The organism is Brakhagea baltica, from assembly GCF_052161605.1.
In the GTDB taxonomy this organism is placed as follows: Bacteria; Planctomycetota; Planctomycetia; order Pirellulales; family Pirellulaceae; genus JBKCUI01.
Genome location: NZ_CP197409.1, coordinates 5,541,721 through 5,559,180, shown reverse-complemented (window position 1 = coordinate 5,559,180; position 17,460 = coordinate 5,541,721). Strand labels below are relative to the sequence as shown.

The window sequence follows — 17,460 nt, the reverse complement described above, 5'->3', positions numbered from 1 at the left end:
TTAGCGAGCGAGCAATCCTTTGAACCTGCCAACAACTAAAAAGTCCGAGTTGCCTCCACGAGATGAAATTCTCCAAACAATGGAGCGCATCTATCGCTATCGAATGACAACAACTTCTGGTGGGAATCTATCTATTCGAGATACAGATGGCACCATATGGATCACGCCAGCGAGGGTCGACAAAGGTGGGTTGAGACGCGACGATATTGTTGCAGTTCGGCCAAACGGCCAAATCATTGGGCAGCACAAACCGTCGTCTGAATTCCCTTTCCATCGGGCGATTTATAATGTTCGGCCCGACATCAACGCCATCGTTCATGCCCATCCGGTAGCGTTGGTCGCCTTTAGTATTTGTGGGCAAGTTCCCAATACCCGCATTTTCCACCAGTCCTACTTTATGTCGGGCCAGGTGGGCTTTGCTCCGTACGCTTTGCCGGGAAGTCAGAGGTTAGGGGAGAACATCGCCGCGAGCTTTGCCGACAATTGTGATAGCGTCGTGCTGGAAAATCATGGAGTGGTCGTGGGGGCCGGTTCGCTTGATCAAGCCTTTCAGCGATTTGAAGCGTTCGAGTTCTCCGCCAAGACCATTCTCAAGGCCAGCCGCGCCGGTACGATTCGATATCTGGATGAGCATCAATTGAGCCAAGCTAACCAGCGGCAGAGCACAAGCGAACCAACCGACTTGGGACCAGCCACAACGGAGGAGAAAGAACTCCGAGTTCAATTGATCCAGTTTTTGAAGCGAGGATGTCAGCAACGACTACTTATCAGTACGGAAGGCAGTTTCTCTGCGCGGTTAGGAAACGACGAGTTTCTCATTACTCCATCACAAAAAGACCGAGAAACCTTGCAAGTATCCGATTTGGTTCGCGTAAGTGGTGGCAAGCACGAAACCGGCAAGAGCCCGAGCCGTGCATGTCGTTTGCACGCCGCAATCTACGAAGCGCACCCACACGTAAAGTCGATTGTTTTTGCCCATCCGGTCAACGCAACCGCTTTCAGCATTACCGATCTTGATTTGGACTCTCGCACCATTCCCGAAAGCTATATTTTCCTACGGGAAGTTAAGCGGTTACCCTTTGGATCTCAGTATCAGGAGGACGCAAGCATATTGGCCAGATCGATAAGCCTGAATCAACCAGCAGCTTTGATCGATAATGATGGCGTTGTCGTCTTGGGTATCAGTGTCTTGGATGCCTTTGATCGCTTGGAAGTCTTAGAGACAACGGCTGAAGCGATTATCAACGCGAGTAGCCTTGGCAAGATCTCTGCCATGAATCAGAGCGTGATTGAGGAACTCAAGTCAGCGTTCGGGCTCGAATAGGTTACTCGATTACGAATGCCCCCTTATAGTGATTCGTTCTCTAGGGCTATCATCGCTCGGTAGCGATCTTGGATCTCGGGCGAAGCGACGAGAGGTAGGTTCTTCTCAAGCACGGCAAGCTCTAGCTGATGAATCAAGCGTTTAAAGGCTACTTGGTCCATCTCCTTCGCTTGCGATAGCTTGACTCGATTTTGCGTCTCCTCGCGAAGCTTGTTGTAGTCGCTGAAACCATCCAGAATCTGAATTTCTTGGAAGATAGAATCGCATTCTTCCTGTGGTAATTCCGCCGCAAAGACTTTCCATTGCTCACGGTCGGCAAGCTTTTCCCATCGCGAACCGATTAGCGTTAGCAGCTGACGCCGACCGGAACGAAACCGATCACGGCCCCGGCCGCCAGTGTTTCGACTGACCGCATCACGGTCCTCTTGAAGCCGGAATACATCGGCTACTTCTGCCGATTCAGGTACATCAAGTTGTTTCATCAGCTCGACAGCAATGCGACGTGTTGTAGGGTTGGTGTCCTCCAGTAAGTCGCTCACGGCCCCTTCTAGCTTAAATCCCTTGGAGGGCTCGAGGGCACTTAATTTCTCGCTCCCAATCTCGTCGGGCGAGCGTTCTACGCTAGATTCGTCGATGGCGGCACTAGCCTTTTCGTTCGCATCGGTCACTGCCCGCTTGCTAGCCACATCGAGCGTGCTGTATACACGCAGCAGTCGCTCAGATGCTCGCAATGGAATATCAATAGTTCTGCTTTTAATAACGGTGAAAGCGTAAGCCTCGGCGAATGAAACTTTGCCATCTTGATTCTCATCGGCATCATGGAAAGGCTCACCCGTACGAGATCGTCCAATCATGGCCCCCCAAAAATAGCTGCTGAACTCCTCGTCGTTCTCTATGTCGGGGCGGCAGCCTGCTGCTGGAAGATTGTGCTGCTGAGCAAAGAAACCTATCTGCAGCCGCTCCGTAAGAGATTTCTTTTCATCGCCATCCGCAAAAATCGAATCCGCAAACCCGCCGCAATAGCACTGTGCCATGATGGAAATGCATGGCACCTCGGTTGGTATCGATTGCAACCAGCCCGCTAGGTCAGAGACGGAGAACGAGCTGCGTTTCCACCCCATTACGGTTGTATTGCGTGGGGTTTTGCGAGGGCCTGAACCGCCATGGGCCGTGATGTAAATGATGACTCGATCACCGGCGGTTGCCTCCGAAGCAATTCGTTTGAGGCATTGTTTCACATTTGCTGGCGTATTGGCCCCTTCTACCCGTGGCACCTGATGATTTCGATAGATAACTTCATCGGTTTCCTGACGATGGATTCCTCGCATGAGTTTGAACAGTTCGTGCTCTGCATTGGGCTTGGGTGCAGTTACTTGCAAGTCTTCGCTTGGATCATCACCATCAGAGAAGAAATAAAACTGTGGCTCATCACCCTTGTTCAATTGCACCAAGATATCTTGGAAGAAGATGAAATTTGCCTCGAGCGATGCTTGATTGCTTTCGGGGCTGTAGCCACCGCCGACGACCAAAAAATAGTCTTTCGCTAAGGCAGGATGCGAGCTAGCGACGCCAACTAGTCCGAGCAAACTAAGCCAACCTAGAATCCAACGTGCGTGTGACTGAAAACGCATCTTCATACCGGAACTCCGAATAGACAATCCAATCGAGATCCCAGGCGAAGAAGAGAGGTGTACCCAGGCTTCTTACTTATGATAGCAGAAATAGATGCGTAGCTCGAGGAAAACTAGCATAGGTTGGCTCGCGAAGGGGGGGGAACTTGGCTTTGGCACTAACAACCGCTGGGGAGTTTGGCCGATTATTTTTCTTAAAGGATCGAATTTTCGTCCGCTAGAGCTTAAGATGCGACACAGGTGTTTTGTTTCTTCATGCTTCGTATTCTTGGTTTAACACATGATTTTTCTTAGCAAAGCTATTCGATCCTCTCTCTTCGCCGCAGTCGCAACGACTGCATCCGTCTCGTTCTCGCAGTACAACGGTGCTGTCGAGCCACCTGAGCACCTAGCTACTGGTTTTCAAGCCATGTCTGAAGAGCAGTCACGAGAATGGCTTGGCATTTTAGCGGGCCCCGTTTTCGAAGGACGTGGCACGGGACAGTTAGGTTATGTAAGGGCAGCTCACTGGGTGGCAGGCAAGGTGGCCGAGTTTGGGCTCGAGCCCAAAGGAGAAGCGGGTACATATTTCCAATTCCTCCCTGTAACCCGACAAACCATCGATCCTGATCAGTCGCAAATTGTGGGTGGTGAGGGGTTAAGCATCCCGGGAACAGAGTTTGGATTGGATCGATTCCTGAACCAAGCTGAGATTGCTGGCAAGTTGGCGGTAGTGAAGCTCGTTGGCAACTCCCCTCGCGTCGAGGAGAATCTGCGAGACAAAGTCGTCATATGCATCGCCGATGAGCAGAATGCCGGTCGTGCCAGTTTTTTGTTGGCCAGGCAGCGACCTGCTGTCGTTCTACGGGTGGTCGATGGCACACCAAGCTCCTCTCCCCAACTTCGCCGCCCCCGGAGCAATCCAACGGGAACCTCAGGCACGATCACCAAGCAGGCGGCGCAAGCCATCGCTGAGGCTGGTGGGGTTTCCGCAGACTGGCTCAGCATTTCGGCTGAAGACAAGACCGGTTCGACCACTACCGACTTCGATCTATCGATAACCCTGAGAATTCGTGATGAGCCGGTTGCAGTCCCCAACGTTCTCGCTTGGCTACCCGGCTCGGATCCCGATTTGCGACATGAGTACATTGTGATCGGAGCCCACCTCGACCACCTAGGCTACCAGGGGGGACTTATGTACCCAGGAGCGGATGACAACGGGTCGGGATCGACTGCGATCCTCAACATTGCCAAAGCCATGGCCGCCAATCCCGTAAAACCGAAACGCAGCATCCTCTTTACCTGGTTCGCGGCGGAGGAAGTCGGGCTGGTGGGATCGGCATATTATTGCGACAACCCGCTTCTTCCTTTTGAAGACATGGTTTGCATGCTAAACATTGACATGGTAGGGCGAAACGAGGAAAAGCCGAACGAGCCAGCCTCAGAAAATGAGGACACGCTCCATTTAGTTGGTAGCAAAAAGGGAGATTTGGCACTGCACGACATCATCGAACAATCGAACCAATACATCAACCTAGTCTTCGAATTCGACGAGGAAGGGGTGTTTGGTCGAAGCGATCAGGCAAACTATTACAAAAAGGGAGTTTCTGTTGCCTTCTTATTCGGCGGTTTCCATCCAGACTACCATCAACCAACCGACAAGCCTGAAAAGATCAATTACAAAAAACTTGTCTCGGCAGCACGTCTTTTCTACATTACGGCGTACCTAGCGGCCGATCATGGACGTTTCGTGATGCCAAAAAGCGAGAAGCAAACGGAAAAAACGGAGTAGTTTTCCTTTGCCAACCAGAGTCTCACTGAAAAATGCGTGCCAATCTGGCGAATTAAGCCTTGCCAGATCGAACCACTCCTTAGTACACTCTGGGGCTTCCAATTTCGGCAATTGAGCGGCTCCTCTTCCGTAGGGGCCGGTCGAAACCAGTGTAACTCGTGATTTTCACTACCTTTAGGAGTGGGCTAGAATGCCGCGTCTTCTCGGTGTTGACCTTCCAAACGACAAACAGGTCCTTTATTCCCTTCAGTATTTGTATGGAGTGGGGCCTGCGGTCGCTCGTCAGGTTTGCGTGACAACAAAAATTGATCCGACGAAGAAAGCCAAGGAGCTGGACGAGGACGAGTTGAGCCGTCTCGCTAGCCTTTTGGAACGAGATTACACCGTTGAGGGGCCTCTGCGTCGGCAGGTCTCTCAAAGCATCGGACGGCTCCGAGAGGTGCGTTGCTATCGCGGGCTTCGGCACCGAGCCGGTTTGCCTGTGCGAGGTCAGCGGACCCGAACCAACGCTCGCACTCGAAAGGGTCCGAGGAAGACTGTTGCCGGTAAGAAGGGCGTTAAGGACTTGAAGTAGTCCTTTGGATGGCCCCGCCAGTGGACAACCCCGCCAGGAACCTGCTCTGTACGAAATCGAGCTGGCTAAGGGTGAGGCAACTAGCTGGAATGCAAATCAAACGACGCTCAGAAGAGGTTCAGTGGGAATGTTATCGCACTGAACCGGGCGAGATTACAACCTCGCCGATTAGATCCATAGTACTGAATAATGTTTAAGTGATTCGAAGGAAATTCCGTGGCCAAGCAACAACAGAAATCTGGCGCTAAGGACGCAAACAAGAGACGAAAAGTCCGTCGAAACGTCACGGCAGGGATCGCCCACATCAAGGCGACCTTTAACAACACGCACGTGACCATAACTGATACCAAAGGCGACACACTTTGTTGGGCGAGCGCCGGGACGAGCGGTTTCAAAGGATCTCGCAAGAGCACTCCCTTCGCGGGCCAATTAGCCGCTCAACAAGCTGCCGAAAAGGCGATGAAGTATGGGATGAAGGAAATCGAAGTTCGAGTCAACGGACCGGGATCGGGACGAGAATCCGCTATCACCGCCATCCAAGCTGCCGGAATTTCTGTTAAGCAGATAGAAGACATTACACCGATTCCGCACAACGGATGCCGTCCTCGTAAAAAGCGTCGCGTTTAATACCGGTTATCAGATTTCCACCGTTTCTTTTATTGGAGTACCTCTGGAATGCATGTTCGTTGGCGTGGATTAGAACTACCGAGCCAAGTTAGCGTCGATCGCTCAACTCTCAGCCAAACCTATGGTCGGTTTGTAGCTGAGCCCTTCGAAAGAGGTTTCGGTGCGACCATCGGCAATAGCTTGCGACGTGTTTTGCTCTCAAGCTTGGAAGGTAGTGCGGTCACCCAGATCAAGATTCGCGGTGCTCAGCATGAGTTCTCCTCGATTCCAGGCGTCTTGGAAGACGTTACCGAGATCGTCTTGAACGTGAAAAGCTTGGTGGTCAAAAACCACAGCGACAACACGCGAGTTCTTACTGTTGCGGCTGACAAGGCTGGGTTGATCACGGGAGCCGATATTCAAACCGACTCTGATGTCGAGATCATCAACAAAGAACACGTCCTAGCGACTCTAACCGCCGATACATCTTTTATGATGGAAATGGTGGTTGAGAACGGTCGCGGCTACGTACCTGGTACGGAACACAGCGCTGGCGATCACGAGATCGGCATCATCCCTGTCGACGCTGTCTACAGTCCTGTGGTTCGAGTGCGTTACACCGTGGAAGAGACTCGGGTTGGTCAAAAAACCAATTACGATCGATTGGTAGTTGAGATCTGGACGGATGGTTCAGTACATCCAGAGATGGCTCTCGTCGAAGGAGCAAAGATCCTCCGAAAGCATCTCAACCCATTCGTGCAGTCGTCGGAGCTCGGACGGCAAGTTCACGCTGCCGCTCGTGGCGGACCTGGCAGTGCAGAGGCACAACTCGAAGCCAAACTCAACCAACGTGTTATGGACCTCAAGTTGTCGGTTCGAGCTAACAATTGCCTCGAGTCCGAAGGTATCCGATTAGTTAGGGATTTGGTTCAGCGAACCGAGGATCAGTTGCTCGAGGTTCGCAATTTTGGTGAGACGACTCTGAGTGAAGTTCGAGAGACTTTGGCCTCGATGGGCTTGCACCTAGGCATGAGGATTCCTTCCTCGATTCGATAACTTTTGTCCGACCTTTTTAATTGGTCGGTTACTGAACAGCAAAAAAGCAATTTATTGATACTGGATAGACAGTTATGAGACACCGTAGAAAAGGCCGCGTACTGGGACGTGCTCCGTCGCACAGAAAAGCCCTCTTCTCCAATTTGATCACTGCCATCATATTGACCGAGCGAGAAGTGACCGAATTGGACCCAAACCCACCAAAGGTCGCTGGCCGAATCATCACGACTTTGGAAAAAGCCAAGGAAGTGCGTCCTATGGTGGAGCGCGTTGTTACGATCGCCAAGAAAGGCTTGGCTGCCGAACAAAAGGCACTTGAGTTCGCCACCACCGCCGAAAAGGGTAGTGAAGAATGGAAGAAATGGCGAGCGAGTGAACAATGGCAAAAGTGGGCTGCTGCCCGCTCCCCTGGCGTTACTGCTCGGCGACGAGTGTATGCAATCGTTAAAGATCGTGATGCAGTCAAAATTTTATTTGACCGAATCGCTCCACGGTTCACAGATCGTCCCGGTGGTTACACAAGGATCATGCGTCTAGCTAAGCCGCGACTCGGCGACAACGGTACTCGTGCGATCCTCGAGTTCGTTGGAAAGAACGATCGGGTTGTAGCTAAGGCAACCAAACCAGCCTTTGGGGACTCGGCAGCGCCAGAGGCCGCGACTGCTGCCGCAGAGTAGTCAACTGCATTAACTATAACAGGCTATGGTATTCCCATAGCCTTTTTTTATTGTGTTACCAATGGAATCGAATGGGGCTCGCCGTGCACGCGAGCCTTAGGTCCTTGATGAAAAGGCACGAACGAACGAATGCGAGAACGCGAAATCTCCGACCGAGGTAGATGGAGCGAGTACTTGCGAATCTTCTTTGCGTTCGCGAGGAACAGCCTCATCCGCGATATGACCTTTCGCAGTAACTTTCTCCTCGATTGTGTTTCTAGCTTGTCGTGGTTGCTGATGAATCTAGGTTTCTACCTCATCGTGTTTCATCACGTCCAATCGATAGGCCTAAATACAGGCTGGGGGCGAAACGAGTTTTTCGTCTTCCTCGCTACCACCTGGCTCATCAACTCTTTGATTCAAGCGTTCTTGATGCCTAACGCACAGGAGTTCAGCGAACTCATCCGAACGGGGGGATTGGATTTTGCATTGCTGAAACCCGTTGATACGCAGTTCCTGATTTCCTTTCGCAAGGTAGAGTGGTCCGCTCTCAGCAACTTTGTATTTGGCATCGTTATCTTAATTTATGCTTTGGTTCAGTTAAGCTCGCGGACAGAGCCTCCGTGGGTGTTTCAGCCTCTGGTTCTAGGGCTATACGTTTTTTACATTTGTTGCGGGGTCGCGATCCTCTATAGTTTGATGATCTGCTTGGCAGCTACCAGCATTTGGTTAGGTAGAAATCAGAGCCTCTACGATTTTTGGTTTTACATAACCAACTTTTCCAGGTATCCCGCCGACATTTATCAAGGGAGTTGGGGCATCCCTTTGTGGTATCTCTTCACCTTTATCGTTCCCGTTTTGGTGGTTGTGAATGTGCCCGCTCGCCTCCTAGCCCAACCTCTGGTGCCGACCCAAAACTGGGAGTGGGGCCTTGCGTTTTTTGCGTTGATGGCCACAGTTCTCGCGTTACTCTTAAGTCGATTCGTGTTTCTTCGCGCCTTGCGCAGCTACTCGAGCGCCAGCAGCTAGCTTCTCCAAAGGACCAAAAATAATGCCGAGACAGTTTATTAGCGATATCCAGCCCCAACAGCACGTCGACGAAGTCTTTCGAATCGTGGATCGCCAACTGAGGGCCAACCGGCAGGGTAATCACTATCTTCTGCTCCAATTGCAGGATCGCACAGGCACGATCTCAGGAATGAGATGGAATGCCGACGAGCGGATTGTGGAAAAATTCCCCAAGGGAAGCTTTGCTCGAATTCAAGCCGCATCCCAATTACACAACGGCGCTTTGCAACTCATCGTTAACAACATGCAGAGCGTTGAATCCAATAGCGTCGACATAGAGGAATTTGACGCGGCCAATCGCGTTGATGTAGAAGCCCTTTGGTCAGAATTGATGAGCCTGGTAAACCGAATCGAATGCGAGACTCTGAAGCAACTGTGCGATTCTCTCGTTCAAGACTCAACGATTGTATCGAGCCTGAAGATGGCCCCCGCTGGTATCAAGGCGCATCATGCTTATCCCGGCGGCTTGCTCGAGCATATCGTTTCCCTTATGAAGCTTGCCGATCTTTCAGCATCACACTACGGCGACTTAGATCGCAGCCTCATGATTGCAGGTGCCCTTGTACACGACATTGGCAAATTGGAAGAGATGTCGTTTGGTAGCGAACTGGGGTATACCGACGCAGGGCAATTGCTCGGACACTTGGTTCAAGGTGTCCAGATGATAGACCGACATCGAGACAAGCTCACCTCGCAGGGAGTACAATTAGATGCCGCAAGAATACTTCGTCTGCAGCACATCATCGTAAGCCATCACGGTTGCTTAGAGCATGGCAGCCCAAAGGTTCCGATGACCCTGGAAGCCTTAGCATTTCATTACCTCGACGAGATGGATGCCAAGCTGAGTTCTGCACGGGGAATGATCGAATCAGATCGAACCAAAGATCCATGGACGCCCTTTAATCCAACTCTTGGTCGCAAAATCCTCAAGCCTTAATTCGAAACGTAACTGCATGAGCAAGCTGGTGCAACAACTCCTCGATGCGGCTTCGTGGCTTCGCGACGAGTGCGATAAGCTGACATTTCAATCACCGGTATCGTGGAAATATAATCCGTTGGACTACGCTTGGTCCGCTCACGAAAGCTACGTGAAAAAATATGCCAAATCGACCTGCCAAGTGTTGTTTCTTGGCATGAACCCCGGACCATACGGCATGGCGCAAACGGGAGTTCCTTTCGGCGAAATTGCGGCCGTCAAAGACTGGTTGGGAATTGAAACGGAGATCGCGAAGCCCGCAAACGAGCATCCTAAGCGTCCCGTAGAAGGGTTCGCGTGCACGAAATCGGAGGTCTCCGGTCGCCGACTTTGGGGTATGTTCGCGAGTAGGTTCGCCACGCCCCAAGAGTTTTTCCGTACCCATTTTGTGACCAACTACTGCCCGCTCGTCTTTATGGATGACGGAGGTCGTAATATTACTCCCGACAAGCTCAAACGGGATGATGCCACGCTGCTAAACCTCGTTTGCGACGAACACCTCAGCCGCATTTTAGCTGCCTTAAAACCAGATACTCTGGTAGGAGTTGGGGCGTTTGCAGAGCAATGTTTGCGGCGAGTTACCGGGGATGAAAGTACTTTTCGCATTTCCAGAATCCTTCATCCCAGCCCGGCATCTCCTGCCGCGAACCGCGACTGGGAGGGAACCGTCCTTCAACAACTGATCGATTCTGGTATCTGGAAAAATTGAGGTCTTGGTGATTCACCTAACTTATTCATGCGGGATGGTCCGTGTGGCACGCTCTGAGAAACGAAGGGCGTGCAGTTGATCCCCTCTTTTATTTTCTCAGGATATGCCCCCCAATCGTCCCCAGTGCTTCACCCCCGATTCGATGGGTGAGAGCTACTGCGAGTGAGCTTCAGTGCCTTCGATGTCGTAGATCTTTTCAATCCTACGACTGTGACGACCACCTTCGAACTCAGTCGCCAGCCATACGCGGACTAAATCTCCGACAGGTCGGTCCCCAATTAGATCGCCAGGCAAACAGAGCACATTGACGTCGTTGTGGCGACGGCACATCTCTGCCATCACTTCGTCGCAGCAAGACGCCGCTCGAACCCCTTTAAATTTGTTTGCTGCGATAGCCATTCCGAACCCCGTTCCGCAGATCAGAATTCCTCGCTCGACAGCTCCTTCGGCCACCCGCTTCGCGACGCTAATCGCGTAGTCTGGATAATCCACAGGCTGATCGCTATGCGTACCATAGTCTTCCACCTCGTGACCATCAGCGTTTAGCAGCGTGACAAGCTTTCCTTTGATTTGGAAGCCGCGATGATCGCTTCCGATTGCAATTCTCATGCGAACTTCTCCTTATGACCATTCAATGAGATCAGAAACATTCAGCCGATCGATCCAGTAGTCCGTGCATTGATCCAATTGCTCGGCGCAGCGTGCATATATTTCGAGAGGCCCACCAAAGGGATCAGCAATCTCAGACCCATCAGGCGAGATCATCTGAACTTTGTTGCCTGCTGCTGGCCATTGAGACATGATCACGTGCTTGTGCCGGCTTCCCATAGTCAATATCAAGTCGGCTTGGTCAACAAGCTCCATTGTAAGTTGGTTGCTTTGATGTTTGTCGAGACTGGCTCTGTATTTCTTGATAGCTTGCTGGGCTCCCGGCGAAGCAGGATCTCCTCCATAGGCTGCGACGCCAGCGGATATAGCATAGATCGGCAGATCACGCGCTCCGAACTGTTTCGAAAATTTCTCCTCGATTTTGCGGTTCATCATGGCTTGAGCCATCGGGGAGCGGCAGGTATTGCCAGTACAGACAAAAAGGACGGTCCAACGCGAAAGCATTTTTAGATACTCCGCAGGAAGTGCCCCTTCTCGCAGCACACGTCCCTTGCTCCCTTCGAAATCAAGCACAGTTGGGGCAGTGGCGATCGTCGAGTTGCCGTCATCCACAGCTAGCGTATAGAGGCTGGAATCTACGATCTCGATCTTACGAGCAAGGCCTCCCTTGGAATCGAGAACAGGAAAACTCACCAGAGGGCCAGCCAGCAATCTCGACAGCTGGTCGAGCAAGGGATGAGCGGGCATAGAAACCCTTACCTTTTGGTTCTCGAGCTGAATGTCTCGGAGAACGCCCGGCTCTATTTGCTTCAGCAAGCTCAGTTCTTGGCCAGCTTCGAAGTCGAAGGAAATTGGTCCTGGCCAAACCTTGGAAGCGAGCCTTCTAATGGCGGGCGATGCGCTCGGAAAATAATCCTGTAACTCCGATGGGGACCGGAGAACCAGCGACGGTGATTGTGACCTTCCTGTTTGAGCTAGTTGTGACAACTGTGCCACACTGTCCTTCTGAAGCCCGGAAGCGACCAACAAATAAGAGCAATCGGAGGGAACTGCGACAACGTGCCCTTCCGCAATCGCTTGGACTGCTAGGTGAACAACGTCCCTGGGATCGCTTGCAGATTTCCAATCAATAACCTTTGACATCCAAGATCCAAATCGAGGCGGAATCGGGTGGAGTTAACAACATCGACTGACGACTCCCCATATGGTATCAAATTTGCTGCTTTGTTCGAGTGGAGATCGACGAACAGGGTTTCAGGGGGAAATTTCGATTTATGCATCGGATTTCCTTGACGCCCGAGGGACCTGTCTGCGAAAATTTAGGGATTCTTCGATGAGTTGCAACAGGTCAAGTACTGCGAGCCGCATGTTTGGTTCGTATCTTCGTCTCCGGGTCATTGTCCAAAATCATTGTTGAGGGGTTGGTCATGAAGGAAAGAGCGAGCAATAGGGCGAATGTGAAACTGAGTCTCAATCACAGCCAGGCCGGTATTGAGGAGGGCCTTGTGGAATTGGAAGCGGATTTCCGGAGTTGGTGCGAACATCCGCATCAGCGTGTTCCCTGGACTAAACTCATGGAGCACTTGGTCAGCTTCCGTTGGGTGCTCGATCAGCACTTTACGCGTGTTGCAGGCGAAGGGTATTTGGAGAACGTCGCATGCCGGAGACCGGGCATGTATTCTGAGTTGCGAGATATTGAGTGCTGGCAATGCCGTCTGATCGACCAGCTCGACAATATCATCCATCATGTACAGAATTTCGACCCTCAGCGTGATGAGATTGCAGATATCAGCGACGACTTTCGCAAGCTTCATAGTGAGATACTCGACGAGGAGTCGCACGAACGAGATCTGGTCGAACGGGGAATGGCGTAACTACAACACTGGGGGCATGGGAAATTGGAAGGATCGCCGGAGACTGCGGAGTACTCGATCATTCAGTTGTTCACCACGTTGGATACGCGAGAGTCGGCTGATCGAGTGGCACGCGCGCTGGTCGAGGAGCGGCTGGCTGCATGTGTCCAGATCGATGGTCCCATTTGTAGCACCTACAGCTGGCAAGGAACCATCGAAGAGTCGACTGAGTTTCGTCTCACGGTCAAGACGTGTCGTAGCAAGCTGGAGTCCTTGCTAGGCTCGCTCAAAAAGCAACACCCCTATGAGACTCCCGAAATCTTATGGTTCGAGGTATCTGCCTCCGAGGCCTATACCAAATGGCTACTCGATTATCTGCGGTAAAACCGTCTTGGTTGAGTGCAACTAGCGCAGTAGATCTCCCTCTGGGCTCGTAACCCAACGGCTCGGTAGAGTTTATCTTGCAGGCTGGCTCATGAGTCTCCCCGCTGCTGTTTGCTTCTGGCCTCTAGGCGAGCACGGGTCATCCGCTCGCGGAGGCCGCCTTCGGCGAGGAATGCCTTTTCCAGAGCTCGGATTTGTTGGTCTAGAAGGTAGTTGGTTTGATGGATGATGCAGACTAGGATGTTGGCCACTGTCTCGGCTGGCCGGGTTTCAATATAGGTCCTATATGACTCATAGGACACATTACTCTTAGCACCCAACTTTCGAACAAAAGTCGCTTCGCGGGAATCCTTTTCCCAAAGCGCGTGGCCGCGAGTGCGTAGAAAGTCCCGGTAGTCCTCCAGCAGCTCTTCTAGACTCGCGCGGGCTACATTGACGAGTTTGATTTCCGTTTCTTTGGACGTAGCGCTGGCCATGCAGCCTTCGAGGATATTCTGTTTGCCGGATCGGGCGGCCTGCACCATCTGGTCCACGGTCCGGTCGCGTCGGTCGAGGAATCGCTCACAGAAGCGGACAGTACCGTCGTATACGATGCGGGACTTGCGAAAGGACAGTAGTTCCTCGTACCCACCGTGGGCTGGAATAAAACCGCTCATGGTTGAAATCCTAAAGAGAATAGGACACATAGGACTCATGGGACATATAGATCCTATAAGACTCATTCGACCTATTCGCCTGAGCCACCAATCATTGTACGAAAAACGCCCAATGGTGTGGAACCGCGAGCCTATGAGGGAAGACACCCCTCAGGAATTAAAGAAACCTAGTGTAAACCCCAGGTTTTTACTAGTGGACGATATTGGACTCGAACCAACGACCCCCACGATGTCAACGTGGTGCTCTAACCAACTGAGCTAACCGTCCAGAGGAGCCAGATTTTCCAATCTAGCTCCTTTGTGTCAAGTTCAAGTCGGCAGTTTCAGACCGCCAACTCCAGATCCCTTGGCTACATTCCCGCTAAATCGCCCTGGTGATCGCCCCCAGATAAAAGGGCTCTTGGCCCAAATACTCCGTTCCGTCACTCATATAGAACCGAGCTCGAACGCACCAGGAAATTTTGACGATCCGTCCCTCATAGGATAACGGAGACTCTGGCAACGGGACCTTCAGCGTCTGGGGGATAGACCAATCAATCGAGCCCAGCGAATTGCCAGCCAGTCGCTGGAAGAAGTGAACTCCCATATCCTCGGTTCCCTTGCCCTCCGTTAACCACAATACCGAAACCTCTACGGCAGATATATTCGATTCGTCGATGTTCTCGATCGTGTACTCGAACTCGAGCACGTCGTTGGGCATGTAAGCAGGCTGCAGTCCGAGCAATCGAATCATGACTTTGCCTCGGCTAGCGACTTCGCTTCGCGTGGGTACACCACCACGGGGAAATCTCGGCAGTACGATGGCCATCGATTCGCTTCTCCTTCGACAATAAACTTCCAATGTATTGCGTTATGAAGACTCTGAAAGGAATGCATCGCATCTACCGGGATGTGCACTTCCCCCTCGAGCTCTAACGGCCGGCCCCAATCAATCCTGGTTCTACCTTGATTGAGTACAGGCTGCTCCTGGACAATCGCTCTCTCTGTGCGAACGTCTGTCCCAAAATGATAGGTGCTTTCCTCCTCACATACCAGTCTCAAAGTCAGTTTCTTCAACACCAACTTGCCATATTGAACCAAAACAATCCGATAAGTCCGACCAGGAACCAGCGGCAACTCCTCAATCTCAACCGTCGTCGACCCGATCCCAATCGCTTGGACATAGGACTTCACGAAAAGCTTCGAAACTCGAAATCCGATAAAGACACCTAAACCGATCAACACCAGCAGAACGAACGGGAATTGACCATCCGCCATCCTGCGCACAGCTACGACCAGAAACACTGCTAGCATTGCATTCCAAGCCATGGCCAGCAGCCCAAGTGCGATCAGTGAAAAACGTTCCCTCGCAAAACCAGGTAGGCGATACGCCAGTTTGGCGCCCGGGCTGTCCGTAAACGATTCGAGCGATGGAATCATCGGAGGCGGAATCTTCTTCGCACGCCCCTTGGGTTTAGGTAACAAACCGCTCTGCGAGATGGCTTCTCGGTGCTCGTCACTCATCGCAACTTTGATGACGCCGTACCAAAACCCCACTGCACCGAGGATGATCAAGGTTGTCGAAACCCCAACCAGGAGCCAAAAACCTCCCCCAACTTCAAACCAATTGACAAAGGTGGAGAGCCCCAGAACCCCAACGATGAAACAGGCCGCAAAAAAAAATGCCTCGCCGAGGGACCCAATGATCCACCAGCCAGTCATCCGGCCACCTTTTTTCTTACCCCATAATCGCAATCTAAGCTTCATAGGCAGCAGTGTATTCCCATCCTCATAATCGCTACAGACCAAAAAGTTTCGGCTGAGGCTCGTTAATTTGAGTAAACTCGGCCAATAAGGTCGCCTTCTGGCGGTCTTGGACTTCACACTGGCTGACGACAGTATTACTCAAGCTCGAAGTTTCTCCAATGAACGACCTGCTCTCCTCCATCATTCAAGGCATCGTTGAGGGCCTAACCGAATTCCTGCCGGTTAGCTCCACAGCCCATATTTTGCTGACCCAAGAGCTACTCGGGACAGACCGAGAATCCCCGTTTTGGAAAATGTACACCGTCTTTATCCAGTTGGGAGCGATCCTGTCGGTTGTGGTCTTTTTTCGCTCGCGATTGCTTGGCTTTGTCGAGTCGTTCTGGGTTGCATGGAAACACTCCAAAGGCAGTGCACGCATCGCCCCCGAAGCAGTAGATTCTCCATCCGAGTCGGCCTCATCCTCGGGCGAAAAAGGGAGCAAATCAGCCGCCACCAAAACGCACTGGCTCACTCATCCGTTGTCACTCGTCATGCTCAGTTTTGTTGTGACCGCCGTTCCATGCTTGCTCATCGACAAACTGATCGGTGACAACATGGAGAGTCAGCTCGTCATCGCAATCGCCCTGATCGTGGGAGCCATAGTGATGATCGTGGTCGACTATTGGTTTGGCAAGAATCCGACGACACACAGCATCGAGGAAATTTCTCCGAAACAAGCGATCGCGATAGGACTATTTCAAATTCTCGCGGCCGCGTTCCCTGGTACCAGCCGCTCTATGTCGACCATCGTCGGTGGACAACTCTTTGGCCTGTCCCGAACCGCTGCACTGGAATTCAGCTTCTTCCTCGCCATACCTGTGATGCTGGCCGCTGCGGCATTCAAGCTGTTGCAATTCATGTTGAAACACTCAATGCCAACCTCCGCCGAATGGATCAACCTAGCCGTAGGTTTCGTGGTGAGCTTTATAGTCGCCTATGCTGTTATCGCTTGGTTCATTGCATGGGTACGGACTCGGGGATTTATACCGTTTGCGATCTATCGTCTTCTGGTCGGTACGTTTATTCTGTGGACGATCTGGGGATAGCCAAACTCTATTCAACGTCCCCGCAAAGAAGCGAATAAAAACAATCAGGCTCGACCTACGCCCTCCCCCAACTATCGGACGCAACAGCTAAGCCTATCTATGTTGTCCGCAATTGTGTAGTCATTGCGTACTGGCGAATAGGGCAAGTATTGCAACAGCAGTCAAAGATGCAATCGCTGCCCATCCCGCTCGGGTGAGCATCCGCGGCGATGACACGACGAGTGCTGGAATCAGACCTATAGCGGTGTAAATGGCAAATACTTTGGATAGGTCGATAAACATCGAGGGAGGAATCATAATCGGCCACGACCAAAATGTTAAAACGCCAATTGCGGTAATACCGAGTAGAGCAGTTAGAATGTTTGCCGAATATCGGAACGAAAATTTACGGGTGATGAAATGGGAAAGGCAGGCGGCAATCGCGAGGCCAGCCGATACGATCAGTGCAATCAAGTGCGCTTTGTCATGGAGCGAATAAAGCCGGAAATGCCCTTGCCATACAAATGATTGGAGTAAAACGATCACGAAGAGTGATGTGGAGAGCGTCGACAGTCCCAGTCGAAAGAGCTGCGAATTTGGTAGCCTCGATTGTACGCCGGACTTAAAAATAATTGGTGCGGTAGATGGATTCAGAGTTGTGTCATGCATCATTGTAATTCCGTTGGATAACGAATTGCAATCTATCCCTACCGGAGCGTAGCAGAGCGGTGGGATAGATTGTGCGTTGAACTGTGTGGCTTTGCTCCGCATCCCGAG

19 protein-coding genes and 1 tRNA gene are annotated in these 17,460 nt (G+C 51.7%); 12 read left to right on the top strand and 8 right to left on the bottom strand.

Features of this window, described 5'->3' with window-relative positions:
• Window positions 1-19: 19 nt before the first annotated feature.
• Complete coding sequence (locus SH449x_RS21630) at window positions 20-1,324, top strand: class II aldolase/adducin family protein (RefSeq protein ID WP_482378159.1); 1,305 nt, start codon at window positions 20-22, stop codon at window positions 1,322-1,324.
• 23 nt (window positions 1,325-1,347) lie between these two features.
• Here the strand turns inward: SH449x_RS21630 and SH449x_RS21625 are convergent, their stop codons facing one another.
• On the bottom strand, window positions 1,348-2,961 hold the full coding sequence (locus SH449x_RS21625) for a hypothetical protein (protein ID WP_482378158.1): 1,614 nt from the start codon (window positions 2,959-2,961) through the stop codon (window positions 1,348-1,350).
• Window positions 2,962-3,235: 274 nt separating this feature from the next.
• Between SH449x_RS21625 and SH449x_RS21620 the strand changes: the two genes are divergently transcribed.
• From SH449x_RS21620 to SH449x_RS21585, 8 genes are all read left to right on the top strand, one after another.
• Window positions 3,236-4,726, top strand: a complete 1,491-nt coding sequence (locus tag SH449x_RS21620; protein ID WP_482378157.1) for a M28 family metallopeptidase — start codon at window positions 3,236-3,238, stop codon at window positions 4,724-4,726.
• 190 nt (window positions 4,727-4,916) lie between these two features.
• Entirely contained in the window at window positions 4,917-5,300 is a 384-nt protein-coding gene (gene rpsM, locus SH449x_RS21615) for a 30S ribosomal protein S13 (protein ID WP_482378156.1), read from the top strand.
• A gap of 216 nt (window positions 5,301-5,516) precedes the next feature.
• Window positions 5,517-5,927, top strand: coding sequence for a 30S ribosomal protein S11 (rpsK, locus tag SH449x_RS21610; RefSeq protein ID WP_482378155.1), 411 nt, complete (start codon window positions 5,517-5,519; stop codon window positions 5,925-5,927).
• Between the two features lie 48 nt (window positions 5,928-5,975).
• Window positions 5,976-6,962, top strand: a complete 987-nt coding sequence (locus SH449x_RS21605) for a DNA-directed RNA polymerase subunit alpha (RefSeq protein ID WP_482378154.1) — start codon at window positions 5,976-5,978, stop codon at window positions 6,960-6,962.
• Between the two features lie 74 nt (window positions 6,963-7,036).
• Entirely contained in the window at window positions 7,037-7,639 is a 603-nt protein-coding gene (locus SH449x_RS21600; RefSeq protein WP_482378153.1) for a bL17 family ribosomal protein, read from the top strand.
• A gap of 129 nt (window positions 7,640-7,768) precedes the next feature.
• On the top strand, window positions 7,769-8,647 hold the full coding sequence (locus SH449x_RS21595; protein ID WP_482378152.1) for an ABC transporter permease: 879 nt from the start codon (window positions 7,769-7,771) through the stop codon (window positions 8,645-8,647).
• 22 nt (window positions 8,648-8,669) lie between these two features.
• Entirely contained in the window at window positions 8,670-9,623 is a 954-nt protein-coding gene (locus SH449x_RS21590; protein WP_482378151.1) for a 3'-5' exoribonuclease YhaM family protein, read from the top strand.
• A 16-nt stretch (window positions 9,624-9,639) separates the two neighbouring features.
• The gene (locus tag SH449x_RS21585) at window positions 9,640-10,371 is read left to right on the top strand and encodes a uracil-DNA glycosylase family protein (protein ID WP_482378150.1); all 732 of its coding nucleotides are present in this window, start codon (window positions 9,640-9,642) and stop codon (window positions 10,369-10,371) included.
• Between the two features lie 153 nt (window positions 10,372-10,524).
• Here the strand turns inward: SH449x_RS21585 and rpiB are convergent, their stop codons facing one another.
• On the bottom strand, window positions 10,525-10,980 hold the full coding sequence (gene rpiB / locus SH449x_RS21580; protein ID WP_482378149.1) for a ribose 5-phosphate isomerase B: 456 nt from the start codon (window positions 10,978-10,980) through the stop codon (window positions 10,525-10,527).
• A gap of 12 nt (window positions 10,981-10,992) precedes the next feature.
• Window positions 10,993-12,123 carry an arsenate reductase/protein-tyrosine-phosphatase family protein gene (locus tag SH449x_RS21575; RefSeq protein ID WP_482378148.1) on the bottom strand — a complete coding sequence of 377 codons (1,131 nt, stop codon included), beginning with the start codon at window positions 12,121-12,123 and terminating at the stop codon, window positions 10,993-10,995.
• A gap of 284 nt (window positions 12,124-12,407) precedes the next feature.
• Here SH449x_RS21575 and SH449x_RS21570 point away from each other — a divergent pair, with 284 nt between their 5' ends.
• Entirely contained in the window at window positions 12,408-12,854 is a 447-nt protein-coding gene (locus SH449x_RS21570; protein ID WP_482378147.1) for a hypothetical protein, read from the top strand.
• A gap of 24 nt (window positions 12,855-12,878) precedes the next feature.
• Window positions 12,879-13,217, top strand: a complete 339-nt coding sequence (cutA, locus tag SH449x_RS21565) for a divalent-cation tolerance protein CutA (RefSeq protein ID WP_482378146.1) — start codon at window positions 12,879-12,881, stop codon at window positions 13,215-13,217.
• A gap of 89 nt (window positions 13,218-13,306) precedes the next feature.
• Here cutA and SH449x_RS21560 read toward each other — a convergent pair whose 3' ends face one another.
• The 4 genes from SH449x_RS21560 to SH449x_RS21545 form a co-directional block, all read right to left on the bottom strand.
• Complete coding sequence (locus SH449x_RS21560) at window positions 13,307-13,873, bottom strand: four helix bundle suffix domain-containing protein (protein ID WP_482378145.1); 567 nt, start codon at window positions 13,871-13,873, stop codon at window positions 13,307-13,309.
• Window positions 13,874-14,067: 194 nt separating this feature from the next.
• A tRNA-Val gene (locus tag SH449x_RS21555) sits at window positions 14,068-14,141 on the bottom strand.
• Window positions 14,142-14,234: 93 nt separating this feature from the next.
• On the bottom strand, window positions 14,235-14,606 hold the full coding sequence (locus tag SH449x_RS21550; protein ID WP_482378144.1) for a hypothetical protein: 372 nt from the start codon (window positions 14,604-14,606) through the stop codon (window positions 14,235-14,237).
• Window positions 14,603-15,619 carry a hypothetical protein gene (locus tag SH449x_RS21545; protein ID WP_482378143.1) on the bottom strand — a complete coding sequence of 339 codons (1,017 nt, stop codon included), beginning with the start codon at window positions 15,617-15,619 and terminating at the stop codon, window positions 14,603-14,605. The genes SH449x_RS21550 and SH449x_RS21545 overlap by 4 nt, the downstream gene beginning before the upstream one ends.
• 158 nt (window positions 15,620-15,777) lie before the next feature.
• Here SH449x_RS21545 and SH449x_RS21540 point away from each other — a divergent pair, with 158 nt between their 5' ends.
• A complete protein-coding gene (locus tag SH449x_RS21540; RefSeq protein WP_482378142.1) occupies window positions 15,778-16,704 on the top strand; it encodes an undecaprenyl-diphosphate phosphatase in 927 nt (308 codons plus the stop codon).
• A gap of 120 nt (window positions 16,705-16,824) precedes the next feature.
• Here SH449x_RS21540 and SH449x_RS21535 read toward each other — a convergent pair whose 3' ends face one another.
• Complete coding sequence (locus SH449x_RS21535; protein WP_482378141.1) at window positions 16,825-17,355, bottom strand: hypothetical protein; 531 nt, start codon at window positions 17,353-17,355, stop codon at window positions 16,825-16,827.
• Between the last annotated feature and the right edge of the window lie 105 nt (window positions 17,356-17,460).